Source organism: Isoptericola sp. NPDC019571 (genome assembly GCF_044389385.1).
Classification (GTDB): domain Bacteria; phylum Actinomycetota; class Actinomycetes; order Actinomycetales; family Cellulomonadaceae; genus Isoptericola; species Isoptericola nanjingensis.
In genome coordinates this window covers 32,867-57,180 of sequence record NZ_JBIRXZ010000010.1, presented here as the reverse complement: position 1 = coordinate 57,180, position 24,314 = coordinate 32,867, and the positions used below count along the sequence as shown (strand labels likewise).

Annotated in this window: 19 protein-coding genes; 13 read left to right on the top strand and 6 right to left on the bottom strand. The window is 75.1% G+C overall.

The window, feature by feature from the left end; genetic code table 11:
• The first annotated feature begins 4 nt into the window (after positions 1 to 4).
• Together ACH443_RS16880 and ACH443_RS16875 are read left to right on the top strand one after the other, a co-directional pair.
• On the top strand, positions 5 to 1,063 hold the full coding sequence (locus tag ACH443_RS16880; protein WP_430590960.1) for a glycoside hydrolase family 99-like domain-containing protein: 1,059 nt from the start codon (positions 5 to 7) through the stop codon (positions 1,061 to 1,063).
• On the top strand, positions 1,060 to 2,112 hold the full coding sequence (locus tag ACH443_RS16875) for a glycosyltransferase family 4 protein (RefSeq protein WP_430590959.1): 1,053 nt from the start codon (positions 1,060 to 1,062) through the stop codon (positions 2,110 to 2,112). Before ACH443_RS16880 ends, ACH443_RS16875 begins: the two co-directional genes overlap by 4 nt.
• A gap of 32 nt (positions 2,113 to 2,144) precedes the next feature.
• Here the strand turns inward: ACH443_RS16875 and ACH443_RS16870 are convergent, their stop codons facing one another.
• Positions 2,145 to 3,968 (bottom strand): hypothetical protein, encoded by a 1,824-nt coding sequence (locus tag ACH443_RS16870; RefSeq protein WP_430590958.1) that lies wholly within the window; start codon positions 3,966 to 3,968, stop codon positions 2,145 to 2,147.
• Positions 3,969 to 3,977: 9 nt separating this feature from the next.
• Positions 3,978 to 4,649, bottom strand: a complete 672-nt coding sequence (locus tag ACH443_RS16865) for a hypothetical protein (protein ID WP_430590957.1) — start codon at positions 4,647 to 4,649, stop codon at positions 3,978 to 3,980.
• A gap of 224 nt (positions 4,650 to 4,873) precedes the next feature.
• Here ACH443_RS16865 and ACH443_RS16860 point away from each other — a divergent pair, with 224 nt between their 5' ends.
• Complete coding sequence (locus ACH443_RS16860) at positions 4,874 to 5,866, top strand: GDP-mannose 4,6-dehydratase (protein WP_429764488.1); 993 nt, start codon at positions 4,874 to 4,876, stop codon at positions 5,864 to 5,866.
• On the top strand, positions 5,863 to 6,819 hold the full coding sequence (locus tag ACH443_RS16855) for a GDP-mannose 4,6-dehydratase (protein ID WP_429764489.1): 957 nt from the start codon (positions 5,863 to 5,865) through the stop codon (positions 6,817 to 6,819). The genes ACH443_RS16860 and ACH443_RS16855 overlap by 4 nt, the downstream gene beginning before the upstream one ends.
• Positions 6,820 to 6,825: 6 nt before the next feature.
• Here ACH443_RS16855 and ACH443_RS16850 read toward each other — a convergent pair whose 3' ends face one another.
• Positions 6,826 to 7,083, bottom strand: coding sequence for a PqqD family protein (locus ACH443_RS16850; RefSeq protein ID WP_429764490.1), 258 nt, complete (start codon positions 7,081 to 7,083; stop codon positions 6,826 to 6,828).
• A 211-nt stretch (positions 7,084 to 7,294) separates the two neighbouring features.
• On the opposite strand from ACH443_RS16850, the gene ACH443_RS16845 reads away from it, so the two are divergent.
• From ACH443_RS16845 to ACH443_RS16830, 4 genes are all read left to right on the top strand, one after another.
• Entirely contained in the window at positions 7,295 to 7,408 is a 114-nt protein-coding gene (locus tag ACH443_RS16845) for a lasso RiPP family leader peptide-containing protein (protein ID WP_176168750.1), read from the top strand.
• Between the two features lie 106 nt (positions 7,409 to 7,514).
• Positions 7,515 to 8,669: an asparagine synthase-related protein gene (locus ACH443_RS16840; RefSeq protein ID WP_429764491.1), complete on the top strand. Its 1,155-nt coding sequence runs from the start codon at positions 7,515 to 7,517 to the stop codon at positions 8,667 to 8,669.
• Positions 8,666 to 9,106, top strand: coding sequence for a lasso peptide biosynthesis B2 protein (locus ACH443_RS16835; protein WP_429764492.1), 441 nt, complete (start codon positions 8,666 to 8,668; stop codon positions 9,104 to 9,106). The genes ACH443_RS16840 and ACH443_RS16835 overlap by 4 nt, the downstream gene beginning before the upstream one ends.
• Position 9,107: 1 nt before the next feature.
• Positions 9,108 to 10,085: a hypothetical protein gene (locus ACH443_RS16830; RefSeq protein ID WP_430590956.1), complete on the top strand. Its 978-nt coding sequence runs from the start codon at positions 9,108 to 9,110 to the stop codon at positions 10,083 to 10,085.
• Here the strand turns inward: ACH443_RS16830 and ACH443_RS16825 are convergent.
• A complete protein-coding gene (locus tag ACH443_RS16825) occupies positions 10,016 to 11,905 on the bottom strand; it encodes an ABC transporter ATP-binding protein (RefSeq protein ID WP_429764494.1) in 1,890 nt (629 codons plus the stop codon). The genes ACH443_RS16830 and ACH443_RS16825 overlap by 70 nt on opposite strands.
• A gap of 138 nt (positions 11,906 to 12,043) precedes the next feature.
• Here ACH443_RS16825 and ACH443_RS16820 point away from each other — a divergent pair, with 138 nt between their 5' ends.
• Positions 12,044 to 13,219: a nucleotidyltransferase family protein gene (locus tag ACH443_RS16820; protein WP_430590955.1), complete on the top strand. Its 1,176-nt coding sequence runs from the start codon at positions 12,044 to 12,046 to the stop codon at positions 13,217 to 13,219.
• Here ACH443_RS16820 and ACH443_RS16815 read toward each other — a convergent pair.
• Both ACH443_RS16815 and lhgO read right to left on the bottom strand, forming a co-directional pair.
• Positions 13,186 to 13,827 carry a phosphatase PAP2 family protein gene (locus tag ACH443_RS16815; protein WP_430590954.1) on the bottom strand — a complete coding sequence of 214 codons (642 nt, stop codon included), beginning with the start codon at positions 13,825 to 13,827 and terminating at the stop codon, positions 13,186 to 13,188. The two genes, ACH443_RS16820 and ACH443_RS16815, sit on opposite strands and share 34 nt — an antisense overlap.
• Positions 13,828 to 13,849: 22 nt before the next feature.
• Complete coding sequence (gene lhgO, locus ACH443_RS16810; RefSeq protein WP_430590953.1) at positions 13,850 to 15,061, bottom strand: L-2-hydroxyglutarate oxidase; 1,212 nt, start codon at positions 15,059 to 15,061, stop codon at positions 13,850 to 13,852.
• A 202-nt stretch (positions 15,062 to 15,263) separates the two neighbouring features.
• Between lhgO and ACH443_RS16805 the strand changes: the two genes are divergently transcribed.
• From ACH443_RS16805 to mfd, 4 genes are all read left to right on the top strand, one after another.
• Positions 15,264 to 15,848: a DUF4190 domain-containing protein gene (locus ACH443_RS16805; protein ID WP_430590952.1), complete on the top strand. Its 585-nt coding sequence runs from the start codon at positions 15,264 to 15,266 to the stop codon at positions 15,846 to 15,848.
• Between the two features lie 145 nt (positions 15,849 to 15,993).
• Positions 15,994 to 19,029, top strand: coding sequence for an endo-1,4-beta-xylanase (locus ACH443_RS16800; RefSeq protein ID WP_430590951.1), 3,036 nt, complete (start codon positions 15,994 to 15,996; stop codon positions 19,027 to 19,029).
• 199 nt (positions 19,030 to 19,228) lie between these two features.
• Positions 19,229 to 20,320, top strand: a complete 1,092-nt coding sequence (locus tag ACH443_RS16795; RefSeq protein ID WP_430590950.1) for a DUF4190 domain-containing protein — start codon at positions 19,229 to 19,231, stop codon at positions 20,318 to 20,320.
• Positions 20,321 to 20,687: 367 nt separating this feature from the next.
• On the top strand, positions 20,688 to 24,293 hold the full coding sequence (mfd, locus tag ACH443_RS16790; RefSeq protein WP_430590949.1) for a transcription-repair coupling factor: 3,606 nt from the start codon (positions 20,688 to 20,690) through the stop codon (positions 24,291 to 24,293).
• The last annotated feature ends 21 nt before the right edge of the window (positions 24,294 to 24,314 follow it).

Here is a 24,314-nt window from a genome sequence, read left to right as displayed (position 1 = left end):
AACGTTGGAAGCCAGGGCCGTCGCCTTCTACCTGCCGCAGTTCCACCCGATCCCCGAGAACGACGCCTGGTGGGGGCCGGGGTTCACGGAGTGGACCAACGTGGCACGCGCCCGGCGCCTCTACCCGGGGCACCGCCAGCCGTTGGTGCCCGCGGACCTCGGGTTCTACGACCTGCGGCTGCCCGAGGCGCGGGCGGCGCAGTCCGAGCTGGCGCACCAGTACGGCGTGGAGGCGTTCGCCTACTGGCACTACTGGTTCGGCAACGGGCGCCGGATCCTGGAGCGCCCGTTCGCGGAGGTGCTCGCCTCCGGCGCGCCCGACGTGTCGTTCTGCCTGGCGTGGGCGAACCAGACGTGGAGCGGCATCTGGCACGGCGAGGCCGACCGGATCCTCGTGCAGCAGCACTACCCGGGCGTCGAGGACTACACGGCCCACTTCGAGGCCGTGCTGCCCGCGTTCCGCGACCCCCGCTACCTGCGCGTGGGCGGCCGCCCCGTGTTCTACGTCTTCCGGCCCGAGGAGCTGCCCGACGCCGCGGACTTCGTCGACCTCTGGCAGAAGCTGGCGCGCAGGGCTGGCCTGGAGGGCCTGTACCTCGTCGCGGAGATGAGCGACCTCCTCGGCGGCGGGCCGCGGTACGACCGGGTCAAGGAGGACGGGTTCGACGCCGGGGTGTACATGCGGATGCCGGCGGGGACGTCGCGGTCGGAGCTGCTGCGGATGCGCGCCTTCCGCAAGGTCGCCGGCGGGCCGGAGGTCTTCCCGTACTCCACCGACTGGGCCGGGCAGAACCGCACCGGCGACCTGGTCCAGCCGTGCGTCTACCCCAACTGGGACAACACGCCGCGCTCCGGCCGCGGGGGCGTGGTGCTGCACGGTGCGAGCCCGGAGAAGTTCGGGGAGAACGTGCGGCAGGCGGTGGCGTCGATCGCGCACCGGCCGGCCGAGGAACGACTGCTGTGGGTCAAGTCGTGGAACGAGTGGGCCGAGGGCAACCACCTGGAGCCCGACCTGCGGCACGGTCGCGGCTGGCTCGAGGCGCTGCGGGACGGCCTGCGATGACGGCCGAGGCCGCCGGTGCCGCCCGACCGCTGCGGATCGCGATCGTCTCCTACTACCTGCCCAGCACCAGCAAGCAGGGCATCGGCTACCAGGTGCACGAGCTCGCGACCGAGCTCGCACGGCGCGGCCACGACGTGACGGTCCTCAGCGACTGCCCGGCGGTCGACGGCGCCGTCTACGGGCACCGGCACGTGCGGATGACCGGCTCGCTGCGCACGTTCCGGTTCGCGCTCGCGCTGCGCCGCGTCGACCTCTCGTCCTACGACGTGCTGCACGCCTGGGGCGACGACTACTGGCTGTGGCGGCGGCGCGTGCCCCGGCACGTGCGGACCCTCGCAGGGTCGTGCTTCGAGGAGGCGCGCACCATCAAGGGCGTCAAGGAGAAGACGCGGATGGTGCTCCTCGGGCTGTCCGAGGTGCTCGCGTCCCTCGTCGCGGACCGCACCGTCGTCATCTCGCCCGAGACGCGCCGCTGGTACCCGTGGGTGCGCGACGTCGTGCCCTGCGGCACGGACGTGAGCCGGTTCCGGCCCGACGCCGCGCGGCGGGCGGACCACCCGGTGGTCCTGTTCGTCGGCTACTGGCGCGGACGCAAGCGCGGCGAGGAGCTGGCGCGCCAGTTCCAGGAGACGGTGCTGCCGAAGCACCCCGACGCGGAGCTGTGGATGGTCAGCCAGGACGTGCCCGACGACGTTGGCCCCGGGGTCCGCGCTCTGGGACGGCTGACCGACGACGAGCTGGCGCTCGCCTTCCAGCAGGCGTGGGCGTTCTGCCTGCCGAGCGACTACGAGGGCTTCGGCATCCCGTACGTCGAGGCGATGGCGTCGGGCCTGCCCGTGGTCGCCACCCCGAACCCCGGCGCGCGGTACGTGACGGACGGCGGCCGCACCGCCGTCGTCGTGCCGCTGGAGGACGTCGGCACGGCGCTCGCCGAGCTCCTGGCGGACGACGCGCGGCGGGAGGAGCTCGCGGCCTCGGCGCTCGAGCGCGTCCAGGAGTTCACGCTGGAGAGCGTCGTCGACCGGTACGAGGCGCTCTACCGCGCCTGACCCGTACCCCTCGGCACGCCCGACGGCGACGGTCAGGGCACCGGCTGCGGGGCGCAGCCGGTCAGCGCGACGCTGAACGTGGTGGGCGTGTCCGGCGTCTCGATCATGGCGCCGTCCTCGTCGCCCTCGAGCTCGATCGTGTAGACGTCGCCGGGGGACAGGTACGTGGGCCGCCACGTGTCCGTGCCGCGCTTCCACTCGATCACCAGCACGTCGCCCTCGAGCACCTGGATCCGGCAGCCGTCGGCCCACGACCCCATGTAGGGGTGGATGACCTCGCCGTCGAGGTCGCGCACGGTGCGGGAGTTCGAACCCTCGCGCGCGTTCGTGGGGTACGCGGCCCACTCCGGCCAGGCGAGCGCGCCGCCCACCCACGGCGTCCAGCCGTCGTCCGCGCACGTCGCGTAGGCGTCGCAGTGCCAGAGCGCGAGCGTCGAGCTCATCACGACGGCGTCCGCGGGGACGGTGGGCGTGGGCGTGGGGGTCGGCGTGGGGGTCGGCTCGGGGTCCGGGGTCGAGCCGTCCCCGGGGGTGTGCACGTAGGTGAACGACGAGTCGTCGTTCTGCACCGACAGCACCTGGTCGGACGGCAGGCCGGTCACCGTGTGCTGCTCGCCGGCGGACAGGCGCGCGATGCTGCGGTGCGGCCCCGTGGGCGTGCCCGCGTACAGGGTCGCGGAGCCGGTGAGGACCGCGACGGTGTCGCCGTTGGCAGAGGCGGCGGGCAGGTAGACGGCCTCCGACGTCGTGTACCCGTGGCGGGTCGTGATCGCGCCGGACGTCTCTGGCCAGGCGATCGCATGGCCCGACGTCGTCTCTCCCCACGGGCACGGCTCGCCGGTGCAGCGCCACGTGACGGGCAGGGACGCTGCGTCCTGGCCGGGCGTGGGCGTCGGCGTCGGAGTCGGCGTGGGCGTCGGCGTGGGCGTCGGGGTGGGCGTCGGCTCCGGGGTGGTGGCGTCTCCGGCGGCGTGGAGGTAGCGGAACGGACCGTCGTCGTTCTGGACGGACAGCACCTCGCCCGCCGGAAGGCCGGTGACGGTGAGCTCGTCGCCCGCGGAGAGCTGGCCGATGCTCCGGTGCGGTCCGGAGGGCGTGCCCGCGTAGAGCCGGGCCGACCCGGAGACGACCGTGATGGTGTCGCCGTTCGCCGCCTCGGCGGGCAGGTAGACGGGCTCGGACGTCACGTAGCCGTGCCGTGCGGTGATCGCCCCGGAGCCCGCGGGCCACGCGACGGCGTGGCCGGTCGTCGACGCACCCCAGGGGCACGGGTCACCGGTGCAGCTCCAGGTGACGGGGCGCGACGCGGCGCCGGCGCTCTCGCTCGGCCCGGGGGTCGGCTCGGTGGACGGCGTGGGCGTGGGCGTGGGCGTCGGTTCGGGGTCGGGCGGGGCCTCGCCCCCGGGCGTGAACGCGTAGGCGAAGGTCGCGCCGTCGTTCTGGAGGGACACCACCTCGCCGTCGGCGAGGTCGCCGACCGTGAACGCGTCGCCGGCCGACAGCGCGGCGAGGTGGCGGTGCGGGCCGTCGAGCTGGCCGGCCCACACGCCCGCCGAACCCTCGACCACGGTGATCGTGGCGTCCTCGGCCGCGTCGTCGGGCAGGTAGATGGCGCCCGACGTCGTGTAGCCGTACCGCTCCGACAGCGCGCCCGAGCCGTCGGGCCACACGGCGGCGTTCCCGGTGGTCGTCTCCCCCCAGGGGCACGGCTCGCCGGTACAGGTCCAGGTCACCGCCCGGGACTCCGTGCGCGCGGGCGCTTCTCCGTCCTCGGCCGCGGCCGGGGAGATCGAGCCGGCGGCGAGGACGAGGGCGGGGGCCAGGAGCCGTGCCGCGCGGCGGCGTCGCGTGGTCATACGGTGACGCTATGCCGCGTCCCGCGCCCGCAGGGCGGCGACCTGGGTGAACTTGCCGTCGACCCGGGGTGAAAGCGCTCCGGGGAACGCGGCGGAGGCCGCCGAGGCGGCAGCCCCGACGAGCAGGAGCGACCCCAGGACGTCGACGGGGCGGTGGGCGAACGCGACCACGTTGACCACGCAGGCGACCAGCACCGCGGCGACCGCCACCTCGCGCACGACGACGTGCCCGGCCCTGGTACGGCCGGACCAGAGGACGACGAGCGCGATGGCGAGCGCCGCCGTCGCCGCGACGTGCGTGCTCGGGAACGTGTTGTACGGGTAGCCGAGCGCGACCTCGTGCACGGGGCGCGGCAGGACGGCGCCACGCAGCACGAGGGCGAGGACCGCCGCGGCGGCGAGCACCAGGCAGGCCGCCAGGGCCCGCCATCGCCGGTCGCGGACCGCGCGGACGGCGAGCGCCGCGACGACGACGCCGAGCCCCAGCACCAGGACCTCACGGGCGACGGCTGCGACGGGGTGCAGGATCGCGCCCGCGCCGGTCAGGACACTGAACGCCACCGCGTCGACCCACTGTCCCCACGGCGTGACGACCCCGGCGCCGTACAGCAGCACGAAGCCTGCGGCCAGCGTTGCGGCCCGCGTGGCGTGGTCGCGGCGTCCCCGCTCCCGGCGTGACATGCCATCGATGGTTCTCGCTCGCGTGCGGCCCGGTCGAGGGCGCGGGCGGATGAAGTTCGAGCGGGCGGGCAGGCGCGCCGGGCGCACTTTCACCCCGGTACGGGCCCTGTTCACCCGGTGCGGACGGTCTCCGCGCCCCTCTTGCTGATTAGCGTGGTGGCGTCCCAGAAGGGGAGTGCCGCCGGGGGACGGCGCTGATTCGGCGCACAGAAACGGTGAGCAAAATGCCTCGAGCACTGATTACCGGGATCACCGGCCAGGACGGTCTCTACCTCTCCGAGCTCTTGCTCTCGAAAGGCTATGAGGTCTGGGGTCTGATCCGCGGGCAGAACAACCCGAAGCTCGACCTCGTGCGGCACACCGTGCCGGACGTGCGCCTCGTGACCGGCGACCTGACCGACCTGTCGTCCCTGCTGCGGGCGCTGGGCGCGGCGCGGCCCGACGAGGTCTACAACCTCGGCGCGATCTCCTACGTCGCCTACTCGTGGGAGAACGCGACGCTCACCAGCGAGGTGACCGGCAAGGGCGTGCTCAACATGCTCGAGGCGGTCCGGCTGCACGCGGGCGACGACCCGGGCGCCGTGCGTTTCTACCAGGCGTCGAGCTCGGAGATGTTCGGCAAGGTGCAGGAGGTGCCGCAGCGCGAGTCGACCCTCCTGTGGCCCCGGTCGCCGTACGGCGTCGCGAAGGTGTTCGGGCACTACATGACGATCAACTACCGCGAGTCGTACGGGCTGCACGCCTCCAGCGGCATCCTGTTCAACCACGAGTCGCCGCGCCGGGGGCCGGAGTTCGTCACCCGCAAGGTGTCGCAGGCGGTGGCGCGGATCAAGCTCGGCCTGCAGGACTCGCTCACCCTGGGCAACCTGGACGCCCGCCGCGACTGGGGCTTCGCCGGCGACTACGTCGACGCGATGTGGCGGATGCTCCAGCAGCCGCAGGCCGACGACTACGTGGTCGCGACCGGCCGCACCCACTCCATCCGTGACCTGCTCGACGCGGCCTTCGGGTGCGTGGGCGTCGAGGACTGGAGCGGCTACGTCGCGCAGGACCCGCGCTTCATGCGGCCCGCGGAGGTCGACCTCCTCATCGGGGACCCGTCGAAGGCCCGCGACGTGCTGGGCTGGGAGCCGCGCGTCGACTTCGAGCGGCTGGTCGCGATGATGGTCGAGAACGACCTCGACGAGCAGGCGGAGCTGGCCGGGATGCGCCCGTGACGGTCGCCCTCGTCACCGGCGTCGCGGGCCAGGACGGGTCGTACCTCGCCGAGCGGCTCGCCGCCGAGGGGGCCGAGGTGCACGGTCTGGTGCGCGCCGGCGAACGCCCGGTCGGGCTGCCCGGCGGGGTGCGCCTCCATGGGGGCGACCTGCGCGACGCCGAGGGCCTCGCGGAGCTCGTGCGTCGCACGGGGCCGGACGAGATCTACAACCTGGGCGGGATCAGCTCGGTCGCGTACTCGTGGCGGCACCCTGTCGAGACGGGTGCCGTCTCCGGGCTCGGCGCGGTGGCCCTCTACGAGGCGGCATGGCGCCTGCAGGAGGACTCGGGGCGTGCGGTCCGGGTGCTCCAGGCGTCGAGCGCGGAGATCTTCGGCGTGCCCGACCGTGCGCCGCAGGACGAGGGCACGACGGTACGGCCGTCGTCGCCCTACGGCGCCGCCAAGGCGTACGCCCACCAGATGGCCGCGGTGTTCCGGGTGCGCGGGCTCGGCGTCTCCACGTGCGTGCTCTACAACCACGAGTCGCCGCGCCGCCCGGAGACGTTCGTGACCCGCAAGATCACCGCCGCCGCGGCCCGGATCGCGCACCGCGGCTCCGGCACCCTGGCGCTCGGCAACCTCGACGCGCGCCGCGACTGGGGCTGGGCGCCCGACTACGTCGACGCGATGGTGCGGTCGGTCCGGCACCCGGTCGCGGACGACTTCGTCGTGGCGTCCGGGACGACTCGTTCGGTGGCCGACTTCGTGGCCGCCGCGTTCGCCGCGGCCGGCGTCCACGACTGGGAGCCGCACGTCACGGTCGACCCGCGGTTCGTGCGCCCTGCCGACCCGACGGAGCAGGTGGGGGACGCCCGCAGGGCCCGGACGGTGCTGGGATGGGGCGGCACGCTCGCGTTCGAGGAGATCGTCGACCGCATGGTGCGGCACGACCTCGCCCTGCTCACGGCCTGACCGCGCTCACTCCTCGACGAGCAGGCCGCGGTCGCGGAGCGCGTCCACGAAGGCCTCGGCGTCGCGCCGCGCGACGTCGGCGGGGATGTCGTACTCGACGGCGAGCGCGTCCGCGAGGTCGCCGGTGGTGCGGTCCTCCTGCAGCAGCTTCGCCGTGAAGGCGCCGGAGCCGTTGGTCGTGAGGTACGTGGACGACGCGAGGTCGAGGATGACCAGCTCGCCGTCGATCTCCTGCCAGGTGACGCCGTCCTCGCGCAGCCTCATCGCCGTGCCTCTCGTCGCGGTTCTCGGGTCGTGCCGCCCCGAGAATAGGCCGATCCGGGGCACCGGGTGGGGGCGGGACGGAGGTTTCACCCGGCGTCGGGTGAAAGGCGTCCGGGAGCGGGGTGACTTCGGCCCGAAGCCCTTGACCGGTCGTTGCACGCGGCGCGACGTTGGGCGCGTCCTGCACGAACGAGGAGAGGGGAGTGCTCCGATGTACGAAGCACCGCGCATCACCGAGGTGGGCTCGGTCAAGGACGTCACGCTCGAGCAGCAGTTCGCCTTCGACTACGACGGCGACCTGTTCCACAAGGGCAAGGCGTCCTGAACCCACTCAGGGACAGGGTGCCGGCCGTTCCGACGTCGGAACGGCCGGCACCTCCGGTGTCCTCCGAGACCTCCCCCCAGCGTCCCCCGAGCAGCCTGGACCGACGATGACGTCCTTCTACCGCCCGACGGCCTTCGAGGTCGCCGCGTGCTGGCTGCCAGGGCTGGTGCCCGACCCTGTGCCGACGACGCCCCGAGAGGTCGGCAGGCCGCTGGAGGCGATCAAGACGTCCGTGCGCCGCGCCACCGGCGGGCGCCCCGTGGCCGTCACCTTCTCGGGCGGGCGGGACTCGTCCGCCGTGCTCGCCGCCGCGACCGCCGTCGCCCGCGAGGACGGGCACCCCGACCCGGTGCCCGTCACGTTCCGCTACCCCGGGGTCGCGGAGGCCGACGAGTCCGCGTGGCAGGAGTCGGTCGTGCGGCACCTCGGGCTCTCCACGTGGCGGCGGATCGACATCGGAGGCGAGAACGACCTGCTGGGCGACGCGGCGCGGGAGAGCCTGGTGCGCCGAGGGCTGCTCTTCCCCGCCACCATGCACGTGAAGGACGCGATGCTGCGCGAGCTGCGAGGGCATGTGGTGCTGACGGGGGAGGGCGGCGACGAGGTGTTCGGCGACCGCCGCTCCCGGGCCCTGCTGAGGGTCGCGCGCGGCCGGGGGAGGGCGGGGACGCCCCGCCGGGTCGCCCTGGACTCGCTGCTGCCCGCGCGGCGATGGCGCGAGCGCACCGCCGCGGCGCGCAGCACGGCGGCGCTCACCTGGCTGGGGCGCGAGACGACAGCTCGGCTCGCCGACGAGATCGCGCGCGACGCCGCGGCCGAGCCGCTGTCGTACGCACGCGGCCTGCGCTGGCTGCGCCGGAGGCGCGCGAGCCGGGTCTTCCTGGACACGTTCGGCCAGGTGGCCGCCGAGCACGACGTCGTGCTCGCCCACCCGCTGCTGGACGACGGCTTCCTCGGGGCGCTCGGCGCGGCTCACCCCTGGGGCTTCCCCGACCGCACCGCGGGCATGCGCGCCGTCTTCGGCACGCTGCTGCCGGACGCCGTGTGCGCCCGGTCCGACAAGGCCTCGTTCAACCGCGCGTACCTGGGCAGCGCGACGCGCGACTTCGCCCGCCGGTGGGGCGGGGACGGCGTCGACGCCGCGCTGGTCGACGTCGACGGGCTCCGCGCCGCGTGGCTGTCCGGCTTCCCGCCCGGTCCGACGAGCCTGCTGCTGCAGCAGGCGTGGCTGGCGTCCGTCGGGGCGGAGCCGGTCCGGTGACCCCGTCCGGGGTGTGGCGCCGGGTGAGCGCCGTCCCGCTGGCGCTCCGGCTCCTGGGCGCCCTGCTGCTGCTCGAGCGCCGGCTGCGCCGGTGGGACGTGGCGCGCGTCGCCCGGCGGTACGACCTCGCCCTGCTGGCGTCCGCCGAGCCTGCGTCCGGCGACCTCGATCCCGGCGTGCTGGACGACGCGGAACGACGGCGGCTCCGCGTCCTGCGGCGGGTGCTGCGGCTGCCCGGCGTGAACGGCACCTGCCTGCGCTCGGCGATCCTCGCCGGCCGGCTGCTGCGTCACCGTCGTCCCGCGCTCGTGCTGGGCGTCGCCAAGGCGGGCGGCGTCGTGCGGGCGCACGCCTGGCTGCGCATCGACGACAAGGACCTCGACCTGGACCGCGGCACGGGCTTCCGGCCGCTCGCGGTCCCCACCCAGGGAGCGTGACATGGACCGCCAGCTGCTGTACGGCCTGATCGTGGAGGCGCCCTTCGACCTGCACCAGGACCGGGCGGAGGAGGGCGCGGCCCGGGCCGACGTCGTGGTCGCCGCCGGCCCGGGCACCGACCAGCGCACCACCCCCGTCGGGCGGCCGGTCCTGCACCACGAGCTGGCCGGGGACCCCTGGTACACCGCCTGGGACCTGGGCGCCGACGGCTATCTGCTCCGGTTCCACGATGCGTGCGACTTCGAGGTGTCGGCCGACCTGCGCCACGTCGTGCTGCGGGAGGCGGACGGCGTCGACCCCGGGCTGAGCCGGGTGCTCACCACCGGCGGGATGCTCGCGTTCCAGCTGTACCTGCGCGGCGAGGCGGTGCTGCACGCGAGCGCGGTGGAGGACGACGACGGCGTGGTCGCGTTCGTCGGCTACTCGGGCATGGGCAAGTCGACGATGGCGACGCTGCTGTGCGCGGAGGGGGCCGCCCTCGTCACCGACGACGTGCTGCGCCTGGACCGCGGTGACGACGGCTTCGCGGCGCGCCTGGGGGCCACGGAGGTGCGGCTGCGCAAGGGAGCCGACACGCTGGCCGAGCGGTTCGCCGCGCGGGCGCCCGGGCGCCGCGTGAGCGCCGACGCCCGGCACGTGCTGCAGCTCGGCGCGGGAGCGCGCGACCGTCGCCCGCTGCGCGCGGTCGTCGTGCCGCAGCCCGACCGGGACGGAGGGGAGCTCGTCGTGCGCCGACGGACCGGCACCGCGGCGCTCTTCGAGCTGTTGCACTACCCGCGGCTGCACGGCTGGCTGGACGAGCGCGTGCAGAGCGCCCACCTGCGCCACCTCGCCGACGTCGCCCGCACCGTCCCCGTGCTGGTGGCGGACGTCCCGTGGGGGCCACCGTTCGCGCCGGGGCTGGGCGCTCAGGTCCTCCGGTCGGTGGGCGAGGCCTCGGCGCGCCCGTTGGTCGGGGCCGACGCGGCGTCCAGGTAGGACCGGGCCTGGACCGTGAACATCTCCGCGTAGGCGCCGTCGAGGGCCATCAGCTCGTCGTGCGAGCCCTGCTCGACCACCACGCCGTCGTCGAGCACGACGATGCGGTCCGCCGAGCGCACGGTGGAGAAGCGGTGCGACACGAAGAGCGCGGTCCGCCCGTCGAGCGTGGCCCGCAGCGACGAGAACAGGTCGTGCTCCGCGAGCGGGTCCATCGCGGCGGTCGGCTCGTCGAGGATGACGAGCGCCGCGTCCCGGTAGAAGGCCCGGGCGATCGCGACCCGCTGCCACTGGCCGCCGGAGAGCTCCGTGCCGCCCGGGAACATGCGCGACAGCCGCGACTCGTAGCCGTCGGGCAGGCCGGCGAGCGCGGCGTCCACGCCGGCGACCCGGGCCGCGCGCCGTACCCGCTCGTGGTCGACCGGGACGTCCGGCCGGCCGAGGGCGATGTTCCACGTCGCCGTGTACGCGTAGTGGACGAAGTCCTGGAAGATCACCGCCACCTGGGGGCGCACGGCCGCTCCGCGCATCCCGGACAGCGGCCGGTCGCCCCACAGGACCGTGCCCGACGTCGGCTCGTACAAGCCGCCGAGGAGCTTGGCGAGGGTGGTCTTGCCGGAGCCGTTGGCGCCCACGAGGGCCACGACCTCCCCAGGGCGCAGCGCGAGGTCCACGTCGCGCAGCGCCGGTCGCCGCGAGCCCGGGTAGGTGAAGGAGACACCACGGGCGAAGACGCCCGGGAAGGCGGCCGGCGGCTCCTCGCTCCCGGTGGCCGCGCGCGCCGCGGCCCGCCCGTCGGTGAGGAAGGCGTGCACGTCGTCGAGGAACAGCCCCGACTCGAAGATCTGCTGGACGCCGCCGAAGATGCCCTGGATCTGCCCCTGGAGCATGCGGACCGCGACCACGGCGGCCCCCGCCTCGGAGAACGTCACCTCGCCGCGCGTGATGAGCCAGGCCAGCACCAGCAGCACCCCCGCGAGCACCACGGCCGCGGCGAGGTTGCCCGCGCCGTTCGTCAGCGCCCGCCGCCGCACGTGGCGGGCGAGGTCGGCCAGGTACGTGCCGTACAGCTCGCGGTAGCGCGCCTGCAGCCACGGGGCCGACTGGAAGGCGCGGATCTCCTTGGCCTCGTCGCGGCTGCTCTGCACGTAGTTGGTGTAGATGCGCTCGCGCTCGTTGGTCGTCTGCGCCACCTTGAACGCGAACTCCAGCCTGCCCTCGCGCCGGCCCGTGAACAGCAGGGGCAGGCCGCCGAGCGCGAGCAGCGGGAGCAGCACGGGGTGCAGCGCGACCAGCGCGGCGCCCACGCCGACCGTGGCGATCGACGACCCGAGGAGGTCGAACATCCCCTGCGTGACCTGGAAGGGCCTCGAGAGCGCGTTGACGCGGACCCGCTGCAGACGGTCGTAGAAGGCGGGCGACTCGAAGTGCTCGAGCGGGACGCTCGTCGCGACCTCCTGCACGTCCTCGGCCATCAGCCGCGCCACGTGCTCGCCGAGCACCCGGCGGGCCGAGGCCTGGAGCCCGCCGGCGACCGAGGCGAGGCCGGTCAGGGCGGCCAGGGCGAGGACCGGTCCGGTGACCGCCGCGACGCCGCTCGTGCCGTCGGCGAGCGCGAGCAGCACGTCGAGCAGCGCGGAGACGACGAGCACCTGGCCTGCCAGCGCCCCCGCGACGAGGACCTGGAGGACCAGCATCGCGACGAACAGGGGCCGGCTCGCGCGCCAGGACACCTGCAAGGAGCCGCCGAGCAGGCGCAGCAGGCGGCGTCCCCTGCGCTCGTCGCTCTCCGGCGTCCCGCCCACCGCGCTGTCTGCCACCGACCGCTCCGTCCTCCGCCGGGGCCCGGCCCGGCCTCACACACGCTAGCCGTGCCGGGGCGGCAGGAGGACGCTCCGGGCGAGAATTCGCCCGCTGCCGACGCCCCACCGTCGCCGAGCGCTCCCTATCCTGCCGGGATGGGGGCACGACCGACGGTGCGCCGCCCGCTGGCGCAGATCCTGCTCGACTCCGTCGTGCCCTCCGACCGTCCGCCGCCGGGCCCGACGCCCGTCCCCCTCGACGGCATACGGCTCGAGCTCCTGGCCGACGCCGCCCAGGACCATCGGATCCTGCCCGCGGTGGCGAAGCACGTCGCGGGCCGCCCGGACTGCCCCGAGCCGTGGCTGGCGCCGCTGCGGCGCGCTCGCGACGAACAGGTGGTGCGCCACCTGGGCGCGCTCGCCGAGCTCGCCGTCCTGGGTGCGGCGCTCGACCGCGCCGGGGTGCCGTGGGTGGTGGCCAAGGGGCCGGCGGCGGCCGCGCTCTGGCCCTCGCCGGACATGCGGGAGTACTACGACCTCGACCTGTACGTGCCGCGGGCGGGCTTCCGGGCGGCGGTCGAGGCGCTGCACGCGGCAGGCTGCACGGGCGTCGACCGCAACTGGCCCCTCATGGCGCGCGAGCGGCGCGCGGAGTACGCGATGCGCGGGCCCCTCGGCGTGCACCTCGACCTGCACTGGGACTTCGCCGTGCCGCACGGGCTGCGGCGCAGCTTCCGCACCGACCCCGAGGCGATGATCGCCCGGCGCCGCACGCTGGCGCTGGGCGGCGGACGGGACGTCCCGACGTTCGACCCGGTCGACTCGGTCCTGGTGCTGGCGTTCCACGCGGCTCAGGCGGGTGCGGGGCGGCTCCTGTGGCTCGTCGACGTCGCCGGCGCCGTCGCGGCGTGCGACGGTGCGCGGCAGGAGGTCGGCCCGCGTGCCCGAGCCATGCGGATCGATGCGCCGGTGGCGCTCGTCGTCGACCGCGCCGCGCGGGTGCTCGGTGGCCTGGGCGGTGAGTCGCTCGGCGGCACGGGTCTGCGGGCACCGAGCGCGCTGCGGGGCGCCGCCGCCGCGCTCGACCGCCGCCGCGGCGTCCCCGACCTGCCCGGCGACCCGCACCGCGGCGGCCGGCTCTACACCGCGGCACGGCCGCGGGCATGGGCGACGACGACGGCTCTGGTGGGGCACGCCGTCGCGCAACGCCGGATCGAGCGTGCGCTCCGGCGGGGGCTGCCCGACGCCGGGGAGAAGGCGCTGCGCCTCGACGTCCCGGACGCGTGGGCCCGGGAGGACTACCTCCGGTTCGTCGACTCGGGGGTCGGCTGACCGTCTCGCGAGCCCGGTCGGCTCGCCAGCACCGCCCACGGCGCGACGACCCCGACCAGCAGCAGGGCTCCCACGACGTCGCTGGGCCGGTGGGCCTGGGTCGCGACGTTGGCCCAGGCAGCCAGGAGCACGGAGGTCGCGAGCACCGCCGTCGCCCACCCGCCCGGGCGGCGACCGAGCAGGAGGACCACGGCGACGCACGAGGCCGCGAGCGTCGCCGTGTGGGCGCTCGGGAAGGTGTTGTGGAGGTAGCCGTGGGCACCCAGGAAGGGCCGGGGCAGGACGACGTCCCGCAGGACGGTCGCGAGGCCGAGGACGACGAGCGGGAGCCCGCCCACGACGAGGGCGCGCCCGCCCGCTCGCCGCCGCACCGCCACGACGAGGACCGCGACGAGGACGCCCGCCGCGACGACCGGCAGGAGCGCGCGCACCAGGCGCGCGGCGCCGGCGAGGATCGGCTCGGGGGCGGTCAGGAGCGCGAGACCCGCGACGTCCGCGCGCTGACCCGGCTCGGTCAGCACCGCGACCGCGAAGAGGGCGGCGAACAGGCCGGCCGACGTGGCGGACACGGCGAGCGCGACCGGGCCGCGGTGCCGCCGGTCGGTCACCCGGCCCGCCGTCCTGGGCGCGTCACCCGATGGCCGCCATGGTCCGGTCCAGCTCCGCCTCGACGTGCCGCGCGATCTCCAGGGACGCGGTGGCGGCGGGCGACGGCGCGTTGATGACGTGCACCTGCCGGGGCGCCGTGCGCACGAGGAAGTCGTCCACCAGCCGTCCGTCGCGGTGCAGCGCCTGAGCGCGGACGCCGGCGGGGGCGGGGTGCAGGTCGTCGGCGGTGGTGCCGGGCAGCAGCCGCGCGACGGAGGCGGCGAACAGCGTGCGCGACACGGAGCGGGCCACCTCCGCCGTGCCCGGCACGAGGTTGCGCCCGGCGAGCCGCCAGAGGCCGGGCCAGGACGCGGCGTCGACGACGTCGCGCCAGGCGACGTCGCGCCGCCGGTAGCCCTCGCGCGCGAGGGCGAGGACGGCGTTGGGCCCGGCGTGCACGTCGCCGTGCACGCCGCGGGTGAGGTGCACGCCCAGGAACGGGAACCGCGGGTCGGGCACGGGGTAGACGAGGCCGCGCACGCGGTCGGCGGCGCGCGGGGCGAGGTCGAAGTACTCGCCGCGGAACGGCACGATGCGGGCGCCGGGGTCGACGCCGCACGCCAGCGCGAGGCGGTCGGCGTGCAGGCCGCCGCACACGACGAGGGCGTCGGCGACCAGCTCGTACCCGGCGTGGGTGCCCACCTCCTCGACGTCGACCCGGACCTGCGTGCCCACCGTCCGGGCGCCGAGCAGCGCGCGGCCGAGCAGCACGACCCCGCCCGCGTCGCGCACCTGGCGCGCGAGGACGGCGCACACGGCGCGGTAGTCGACGACGCCCGTGGACTCGACCCGCAGGGCGCCGACGCACGCGATCTCGGGCTCGTGCTCGCGCGCCTCGACGGGGTCCAGCTCGCGCACGGGCACGCCGTTGGCGGCCCCGCGCTCCGCGAGGGTCCGCAGCCGGTCGCGCTCGCCGGCGTCGGTCGCCACGACGAGCTTGCCGGTGACGGCGACGGGCACGTCGTGCTCTGCGGCGAACCGCGTCATGGAGGCGGCCCCCGCGGTGCCGAGCCGGGCCTTGAGGCTGCCCGGCGCGTAGTACAGCCCGGAGTGGATGACGCCGGAGTTGCGGCCCGTCTGGTGGCAGGAGAGCTCGCGCTCCTTCTCCAGGACGGTCACGTCGTCGCCGCGGCGCGCGAGCCGCGCGGCCGTCGCGAGCCCGATGATCCCGCCCCCGACGACGACGACCCGCATGCTGCCTCCTCCGGCCGGTGGTGGCGGGCCAGGTCCCTGTCCGGCCCGCCGCTCTCAGGATGTCAGCCCCGGTGCGGCGCGGGGAGGGGTTCCCAGGGTGAACGGTGAGGTGAACCCGCCTGAGCTCGCGTCCTCCGGCATAGTGGGAGGAGCGGGGGCGGCCGGCCCGGCCGTCGCGCCTCGCCGACGAGGAGGAACGGCCATGACTCACGACGACGGCACGCAGCCGGACCCTGGCGAGCCGCGGCCCGACGCGCCCGGGGCGGCCACGCCGTCCGGCGGGACGGAGCCGCCCCGACCCCCGGACCCGTACCAGCAGCCCGAGCCCCGGCCCCAGCCCGGGTACCCGCCGGGCTACGGGCAGCCCGGCTACCCCCCTCCGGGGGCGGGCGCGCCGCAGCCCGGGGAGGCGGGCCCGCCTCCGCCGCAGGCGCAGGGGTACCCGCAGCAGCCGTATGCCCAGCCGTACCCGCAGGGGCAGTACGCCCCGCCGTACGCGCCGTCGGCGGGGACGGACGGATGGTCGATCGCGGCGCTGGTCACGGGAATCCTCGGCCTGGCGGTGATACCGATCGTGCTGGGGATCATCGGCCTGTCGCGGATCAAGCGCACGGGCCAGCAGGGCAAGGGGCTGGCGATCGCCGGCATCGTGCTGGGCGCGGTCGGGGTCGTCGTGTGGATCCTGGTCCTCGTCTTCGCGGTCGCGCTGGTCTCCCAGCTCGACCCGAGCGACTTCGAGTCGTTCGACGTGTCGATGGCGTCGCCTCTCGTGCTCCCGGGCGCCTGAGGAAGTTTCGTTCAATCGTTGCCCCTAATGCCGTCGGAGCCCTACGGTGTCCCCGACGGCGCGCCGACGCGCCGTCGGTCCCGGGCGTCGGCCGAGCCGCCGCCAGGGCCCCACCGATCGCGAGGGAGCGACGATGAGGCAGCGGGTGAGACGGGCGGTCGCCGGTGCGGCGACCGTGGCGGTGATGGTGAGCGGCGCGGCGGTGACCGGCGTCGTGGGCGCGAGCATGGCGGCGGGGGACGACCCCGTCGTTCTCGAAAACGATTTCGACGTGGCGTACGAGCCATGGGGCCCGCGGGGGGCGGTGACGCTCGCGATCTCGGACGACGCGCGGACGGGCGCCGGGGCGCTGTCCGTGACCGGGCGGACGGCCGAGTGGAACGGCCCGGCGACCGCCGTCGGCGGGCTGTTCGCCGCCGGAGGCGACTACGACGTCGAGGCCTGGGTGAAGCTGCCGGCGGGGACGGCGGGCAGCGCGGCCGTGCACTTCACGGTCCAGGAGACGTCGGCCGCGGGCGACGCGTACACCTGGGTGGGCGGCGCCGTCGACGCGACCGCCGACGGCTGGGTGCGCGTCGGCGGCTCCTACACGATGCCGTCGGGCCTCACGGCGGCCCAGCTCTACGTCGAGGCGGCGCCGGTCGACGGCGCGCACCCGTCGTTCCTCGTGGACGACCTCGTCGTCACGGGCGCCGAGCGCACGTCCCCGCCGGTGCAGGACCTCACCGGCGTCAAGGAGACGGTCGACTTCCCCGTCGGGGTGGCGATCGACCAGCGCGAGATCACGGGCGAGGCGTCCGAGCTGCTGCTGCGGCACTTCGACCAGATCACGGCCGAGAACGGCATGAAGGTGGAGGCCTGGTACGACGCCGAGCACCGGTTCCGGCCGAGCGCCGACGCCGCCGCGCTCATGGACTACGCCGTGGCGAACGACCTGCGCGTGTACGGGCACGTCCTGGCCTGGCACAGCCAGACGCCGGACTGGTTCTTCCAGGCCGAGGACGGCACGCCGCTGACCACGTCCGAGGCGGACCAGGAGCTCCTGCGTGAGCGGCTGCGCACGCACATCTTCTCCGTCGCGGGGTGGATGTCGGACACCTACGGCGAGTTCGGCGGCGGCGAGAACCCGGTCGCCGCGTTCGACGTCGTCAACGAGGTGGTGAACGACGGCACGACGAGCGACCCGGACGACGGCCTGCGGCGCAGCGAGTGGTACCGGATCCTCGGCGAGGGCTTCATCGACCTCGCCTTCGAGTACGCGGACGAGGCGTTCAACGACACGTACGCGGCCGAGGGCACGGACCGGCCGGTCACGCTCTTCATCAACGACTACAACACCGAGCAGTCGGGCAAGCAGGACCGCTACCACGCGCTCGTCGAGCGCCTGCTGGCCCGCGGCGTGCCGGTGGACGGCGTCGGCCACCAGTTCCACGTGTCGCTGTCCACGCCGGTCGGCGCGCTGGCCACCGCGCTCGACCGGTTCGCGGACCTGGGCGTCACGCAGGCCGTGACCGAGCTCGACGTCGGCATCGGCAACCCCGCGACCGCGGCCAGCCTCGTCGAGCAGGGCTACTGGTTCCGCGACGCGTTCCGCGTGTTCCGCGAGCGGGCGGACGGCCTGTTCAGCGTCACGGTGTGGGGTCTCACGGACGACCGGTCGTGGCGCGACGACGGCGGCCCGCTCCTGTTCGACGGCGACCGCCAGGCCAAGCCGGCGTACCACGGGGCCGTCGACGGCGACGTCCCCGCGCGGCTGAAGTCGGCCGGCGTGTTCGCCGGCGACGTCCCGCTCGACGACGACGCCACGACGTCGCCCGTGTGGGACCGGCTGCCGCGGCACACGGTCCAGGCGGACGACGGCAGCGGCGAGGCGGTGGCCGACTTCCAGCTGCGCTGGGCGGCCGACCATCTCACCGCGCAGGTGCGGGTGACCGACGCCGACCCGGACGACGCGGACGCCGTGACGTTCGACGTCGACGGTGCGCCGACCACGGTCGGCCGGGACGGCACGGTGACCGGGCCGGACGGCGCTGCCGCCGTCGTCGAGGCGTCCGACGACGGGTACGTCGTCGTCGCGCACCTGCCGCTGGCGGGCGCCGTCGAGGGCGGCACCGCGGGCCTGGACGTCCGCGTCTCCGACGGTGCGACGACGTCCGGCTGGAACACCCCCGGCTCGCTGGGCACCCTCACCCTCCTGGAGGGGCTGAGCTACCTCGAGGTGGCCGAGGCCACGACGGCGCCGCAGGTCGACGGCGTCGTGGACGACGCGTGGGCCGACGCCTCCGCGGTGAGCACCGACCGGCAGATCGAGGGCGACGGCGGCGCCACGGCGACCGTGCGCACGCTCTGGTCCGGCGACACCCTGTACGTGCTCGCGGAGGTCGCCGACCCGACGCCGGACGTCAGCGGCTCCGACCCGTGGGTGCAGGACTCGGTCGAGATCTTCCTCGACGCCGGCAACGCCAAGAACGGCGCCTACCGGGACGTCGACACGCAGATCCGCATCAGCGCCGAGAACGTCACGTCGTTCGGCACCGGCGACGAGGCCGCGCAGGCGGCCCGCCTGACGTCGGCGACCGCGGCGGTGGACGGCGGGTACGTCGTCGAGGCGGCGGTCGACCTGCTCGGGGCCGGCGGTGCGGGCACCTTCCACGGCCTGGACTTCCAGGTCAACGACGGCACGGCCGGCGCGCGCACCGCGGTGCGGGACTGGGCCGACCCCACGGGCACGGGCTACCAGTCCACCGCCCGGTGGGGCGTCGGGAGGCTCGTGGCGGCGGAGCAGCCCGAGCCCGACGGGCTGGTGAACGTCGTGGCCCCGACCGTCGTCGCCGACGGCCGGAAGGGCACCGCCCCCGGCGCCGTGCTCCTCGCGGACCCGGGGGAGTGGACCTCGCCCGACGGCGAGCGCGTGCGGTACACGTACCGGTGGCTGCGGGACGGCGACCCCGTCCGTCGTGAGCTCGGCGCCCTGACCGACCTCGCCCGCCTGCTCGAGGTGACCGGTCAGGTGCTGCGCGGCAAGGCCGACCCGGAGGCGCTCCTCTCCGTCGCGGGCTCGACCTACCGCGTCGGCGGGGCGGACGTCGGGCACGAGGTGAGCGTCGAGGTGACGGCGCACGCCCGCGGGCTGGACGCCGTCACGGTCGTCTCGGCGCCGGTCGCCCCAACGCGGAGGTAGCCGGGCCGACGGTCCGCGCGCCGGCCGGCGGCCCCGCCCTCGCAGGTGGGGCCGCCGGCTGCCGGTCGTGTGGGGGTCCGGCGAAGACGCCGGTCAGGACGGCCGCGCGGCCCTCGCGGGTGGGTAGCATCGCGGACCGGACGGCGGCCGACCGTCCGTGATCCCCGACGAGCCGTCAGACGATCCGACCAGGAGGACCATGAGCCAGCCGCGCGGGTACGACGCCCCCGATGCCCCGCACACCCAGGTGATCCCGCCGCGCCAGGACGGCACGTCGGCGCTGCCGGCGACGCAGGCGCTGGGCGGGTACGACGACGGCACGCAGGTGCTGCCGGCGCGCGGGGCGAGCGGTCATGACGAGGGCACGACCGTGCTGCCGTCCGCGCAGGAGTTCGGCGGGTACGTCGACGGGACGGCGGTGCTGCCGCGGGCCCAGGCGGGTTCCGGGTACGCCGACGGCACGCAGGTGCTGCCGTCCGCGCCGTCGCCCGGGGGGTACGGCGACGGCACGCAGGTGCTGCCGAACGCCGCCCCGCCGCGGCGTACCTCGTCCCGCCCGGTCGGGTCGCTGTCGGCGCCGGCCGCGACGCCCGCCCCGCACGCGCCGGCGTCCCGCACGGCCGCGCCCCAGCCCGCCGCGCCGGCCCAGCAGCCGGCCCCGCAGGCGGCCCCGCAGCCGTCCCCGCAGCGCGCGGCCGCCCTGTCGCCGTGGGGCGCGGCGCCTGCGCCCGGGCACGGGGGGCCGTCGGGGCCGGGCCGGGCCGCCCCGGAGCCCGCGAGCCGCGGCACGGAGCCGACGGCCGTGGCGGCGCTGATCACCGGCATCCTCGGGTTCGTCGTGCCGCTGCTGGGCGTGCTCGCGATCATCCTGGGCGGCATCGGCCTGGACCGGACCCGCCGTCGCCGCTCCGGCGGGCGTGGCATGGCCAAGACGGGCATCGCGTTCGGGTCGATCCAGGTGGTGTTCACGGCGCTCGTGGTCATCGCCGGGCTGTGGCTCTGGAACACCTACGGCGACGACATCCAGCAGGCTCTGGACGAGGCGGAGCAGCTCACGCAGACGGACCTGTCCGTCCCGGACCTGCTGCTCGGCGGCCTCACCGGCGACCTCTCCTTCGGCGACCTGCAGGACCTCGCCGGCACCCTCGGCGACGCCGACCAGCTCCAGGAGCTCGGCGGCCAGTGCCAGGCGGGCGACCCCGTCTCCTGCGAGGACCTGCTGGACCGCCTGCCCGACGGCATCCGCGACCAGCTCCCCGAGGACCTGACCAGCCGCATCCCGGGCAGCTGACCGCCGCGACGGGCCCGGCGAGGTAGTCCTGCACCTGCCGAGGTAGTACCGGTCTCCGCGAGGTAGTACGGGAGCCCGCGAGGTAGTACGAGGCCTGCCGAGGGAGCATTCCCTCGGCAGGCCTCGTACTACCTGGGCAAGGTTCGTACTACCTCGGCAGCTCCCGTACTACCTCGCGGGGCGACGTCGGAGGGTCGGCGTAGTCTGGTGCGGCACGCCCGGCACCCCCGCCGGTCGCAAGGTTCCCCGGCCACGACGTGGCCCCGGAACCCCGTGCGTCCCGGGGAGAGCTGGGCCTGTCGTCGTGCCCGCACACCGAGTCACGTCCCGATCGCACCGCGCCGCAGACCCCGCCCGAAGGACCCGCATGAACCTCACCGGCATCGTCCCCGCCCTCCTCGCCGACCCCGGCGCCACCGCCGCGCTCGAGCACGTCCCGGCGCGCGGCTTCGCGGACGTCGTCGGGCCGGTCGGCGTGCGCGCCCCGCTGCTGGCGGCGGCGGCCGAGCGGCGGCCGCTCGTCGTCGTCACCGCGACGGGTCGCGAGGCCGACGAGCTCGCCGCCTCGGTACGCGCCTACCTGCCCGACGACCGGGCCGACGACGTCGCGGTGCTGCCGGCGTGGGAGACGCTGCCGCACGAGCGGCTCTCACCCCGCGCGGACACGGTCGCCAAGCGGCTCGCGGTGTTCCGGCGGCTGGCGCACCCGGACCCCGAGCCCGGCCAGACCGGCCCGGTCCGCCTGCTCGTCATGCCCGCCCGCGCGCTGCTGCAGCCGGTGGTCGAGGGGCTGGGCGAGCTGGTGCCGGTCGAGCTGCACTCCGGCTCGACGGCGGACCTCACGGACGTCGCCGACCGCCTGGTCGGCGCCGCGTACACGCGCGTGGACATGGTCGAGCGTCGCGGCGAGTTCGCCGTCCGCGGCGGCATCCTCGACGTCTTCCCGCCGACGGAGGACCACCCCCTGCGCATCGAGTTCTGGGGCGACGAGGTGACGGAGATCCGCTGGTTCGCCGTCGCCGACCAGCGCTCCCTCGAGATCGCCGAGCAGGGATTGTGGGCCCCGCCGTGCCGCGAGATCCTGCTCACCGACACGGTGCGCGAGCGCGCGGCCGGCCTCGTGGAGCGGTTGCCCGGCGCGATCGAGATGCTCGACAAGCTGGCCGCGGGCGTCGCCGTCGAGGGCATGGAGTCGCTCGCCCCGGTGCTCGTGGACCGCATGGTCCCGGTGCTCGAGCTGGTGCCCGACGACGCGCTGCTGGTCATCGACGAGCCCGAGCGCGTCCGCCGTCGCGCGCACGACCTCGTCGCCACGACCGAGGAGTTCCTCGCCGCCGCCTGGACGGGCGCCGTCGCCGGCGGGGCCGCGCCGATCGACCTGTCCGCGGCGTCGTTCGAGACGTTCGCCGAGGTGCGCGACGTCGCCGCCCGCCGCGGCCTCGGCTGGTGGACGCTGTCGTCGTTCGCGCTCGACGCGGGCGGCGACGAGGGCACCGTGGCCGAGGCGGAGGTCGACGGCGTCACGACCTTCACCGTCGGGGCGCGCGACGTCGAGTCGTACCGCGGCGACCTGCAGCGCGCGCTGGACGACGTCCAGACGCTGCAGCGCGCGGGCTGGCGGCTGCTGCTCACCACGGAGGGCCACGGCCCGGCCAAGCGCATGGTCGAGCAGCTGGCCGCGCAGGACACGGCCGCGCGCATGGTCGCCGAGCTGGGGGAGGAGCCCGAGGGCGGCGTCGTCCTCGTCGCCCCGGCGCTGGTCGGCAAGGGGTTCGTCGCCACGGACCTGCGGCTCGCGGTGTTCAGCGAGTCCGACCTCACGGGCCGGCAGGGGTCCACGACCCGCGACATGCGCAGGATGCCGAGCCGCCGGCGCAACGTCGTCGACCCGCTGCAGCTGCGCGGCGGCGACTACGTGGTGCACGAGCAGCACGGCGTGGGCCGGTTCGTCGAGATGGTGCAGCGCACGCTCGGCGCGGGCGCGAACGCGGCGACGCGCGAGTACCTGGTCATCGAGTACGCGTCGTCCAAGCGGGGCCAGCCGGGCGACCGGCTGTTCGTGCCGATGGACCAGCTCGACCAGGTCACGAAGTACACGGGCGGCGAGGCGCCGTCGCTGTCCAAGATGGGCGGCGCGGACTGGAAGAACACCAAGGCGCGCGCCCGCAAGCACGTCAAGGAGATCGCGGGCGAGCTCATCCGTCTGTACTCGGCGCGCATGGCCACCCAGGGGCACTCGTTCGGCCCCGACACCCCGTGGCAGCGGGAGCTGGAGGACGCGTTCGCATACGTCGAGACGCCCGACCAGCTCGTGACGATCGACGAGGTCAAGGCAGACATGGAGAAGCCGGTCCCGATGGACCGTCTCGTGTGCGGCGACGTCGGCTACGGCAAGACGGAGATCGCGATCCGCGCCGCGTTCAAGGCGGTGCAGGACGGCAAGCAGGTGGCCGTGCTGGTGCCGACGACGCTGCTGGTGCAGCAGCACTTCGACACGTTCTCCGAGCGGTACGCGGGATTCCCCGTCACGGTGCGGGCGCTGTCCCGCTTCCAGTCGGACAAGGAGTCCGCCGAGACGGTGGAGGACCTCGCGAAGGGCACCGTGGACATCGTCATCGGCACGCACCGCCTGCTCACCGGGTCGGTGCGGTTCAAGGACCTGGGCCTCGTGATCGTCGACGAGGAGCAGCGGTTCGGCGTCGAGCACAAGGAGACGCTCAAGCAGCTGCGCACCAACGTGGACGTGCTGGCGATGTCCGCGACGCCGATCCCGCGCACGCTCGAGATGGCGGTGACCGGCATCCGCGAGATGTCGACCCTCGCCACGCCTCCGGAGGAGCGGCACCCCGTGCTCACCTACGTGGGCGCGTACGAGGAGAAGCAGATCGCCGCGGCCGTCCGCCGCGAGCTGCTGCGCGAGGGCCAGGTCTTCTACGTGCACAACAAGGTGGAGACCATCCAGAAGACGGCGTCGCGCCTGGCGGAGCTCGTCCCCGAGGCCCGCATCGGCGTGGCCCACGGCAAGATGAGCGAGCACCAGCTGGACCAGGTGATCCGCGCCTTCTGGGAGAAGGAGCTGGACGTGCTGGTCTGCACGACGATCATCGAGACCGGCCTGGACATCTCCAACGCCAACACCCTGATCCTGGAGCGCGCCGACGTGCTCGGCCTGTCGCAGCTGCACCAGCTGCGCGGCCGCGTGGGCCGCGGGCGGGAGCGCGCGTACGCGTACTTCCTGTACCCGCCGGAGCGGCCGCTCACCGACACGGCGCACGACCGGCTCTCCACCATGGCCGCGCACACCGACCTCGGCGCGGGCATGCAGATCGCCATGAAGGACCTGGAGATCCGGGGCGCGGGCAACCTGCTGGGCGGCGAGCAGTCCGGCCACATCGCGGGCGTCGGCTTCGACCTCTACGTGCGCATGGTGGGCGAGGCCGTGGCCGCGTTCCGCGGCGAGCGCGAGGAGGAGCAGCCCGAGGTCACCATCGAGCTGCCCGTCGACGCGCACCTGCCCGAGTCGTTCATCGCGACCGAGCGGCTGCGCCTCGAGGCGTACAAGAAGATCGCGGCCGCGCAGGACGCGACCGGGCTCGCGGAGGTGCGCGCCGAGCTCGTGGACCGCTACGGCAAGCTCCCCGAGGTCGCGTCCGCGCTGTTCGACGTCGCGGACTTCCGCAACCACGCCCGCCGCGCCGGTCTCACGGACGTCACGGCGCAGGGCAAGTTCGTGCGGTTCGCGCCGGTGGACCTCGCGGAGTCGGCGCAGCTGCGGCTCAAGCGGCTGTACCCGGGCACGATCCTCAAGCCCGCGATCCGCGCGTTCCTCGTGCCGTTCCCGACGACGGCGCGCATCGGCGGCCGACCCCTGCGCGGGGCGGAGGTGCTCGCCTGGGCGCGGCAGCTGATCGACGCGGTCGTCCTGGGCGAGGTCTCCGCCGCTGCCTCGGTCGGCACGTCCTCGCCGAGGTAGTCGCCGTCCGGGGGCGGGGCG

What these genes read in the sequence shown, in the direction of transcription:
- ACH443_RS16795 (WP_430590950.1), top strand. Translation starts at nt 19,229, where the DNA reads ATGAGCCAGCCGCGCGGGTACGACGCCCCCGATGCCCCGCACACCCAG.
- ACH443_RS16845 (WP_176168750.1), top strand. Translation starts at nt 7,295, where the DNA reads ATGTACGAAGCACCGCGCATCACCGAGGTGGGCTCGGTCAAGGACGTC.
- ACH443_RS16875 (WP_430590959.1), top strand. Translation starts at nt 1,060, where the DNA reads ATGACGGCCGAGGCCGCCGGTGCCGCCCGACCGCTGCGGATCGCGATC.
- ACH443_RS16850 (WP_429764490.1), bottom strand. Translation starts at nt 7,083, where the DNA reads ATGAGGCTGCGCGAGGACGGCGTCACCTGGCAGGAGATCGACGGCGAG.
- ACH443_RS16865 (WP_430590957.1), bottom strand. Translation starts at nt 4,649, where the DNA reads ATGTCACGCCGGGAGCGGGGACGCCGCGACCACGCCACGCGGGCCGCA.
- ACH443_RS16860 (WP_429764488.1), top strand. Translation starts at nt 4,874, where the DNA reads ATGCCTCGAGCACTGATTACCGGGATCACCGGCCAGGACGGTCTCTAC.
- ACH443_RS16840 (WP_429764491.1), top strand. Translation starts at nt 7,515, where the DNA reads ATGACGTCCTTCTACCGCCCGACGGCCTTCGAGGTCGCCGCGTGCTGG.
- lhgO (WP_430590953.1), bottom strand. Translation starts at nt 15,061, where the DNA reads ATGCGGGTCGTCGTCGTCGGGGGCGGGATCATCGGGCTCGCGACGGCC.
- ACH443_RS16870 (WP_430590958.1), bottom strand. Translation starts at nt 3,968, where the DNA reads ATGACCACGCGACGCCGCCGCGCGGCACGGCTCCTGGCCCCCGCCCTC.
- ACH443_RS16805 (WP_430590952.1), top strand. Translation starts at nt 15,264, where the DNA reads ATGACTCACGACGACGGCACGCAGCCGGACCCTGGCGAGCCGCGGCCC.
- ACH443_RS16830 (WP_430590956.1), top strand. Translation starts at nt 9,108, where the DNA reads ATGGACCGCCAGCTGCTGTACGGCCTGATCGTGGAGGCGCCCTTCGAC.
- mfd (WP_430590949.1), top strand. Translation starts at nt 20,688, where the DNA reads ATGAACCTCACCGGCATCGTCCCCGCCCTCCTCGCCGACCCCGGCGCC.
- ACH443_RS16820 (WP_430590955.1), top strand. Translation starts at nt 12,044, where the DNA reads ATGGGGGCACGACCGACGGTGCGCCGCCCGCTGGCGCAGATCCTGCTC.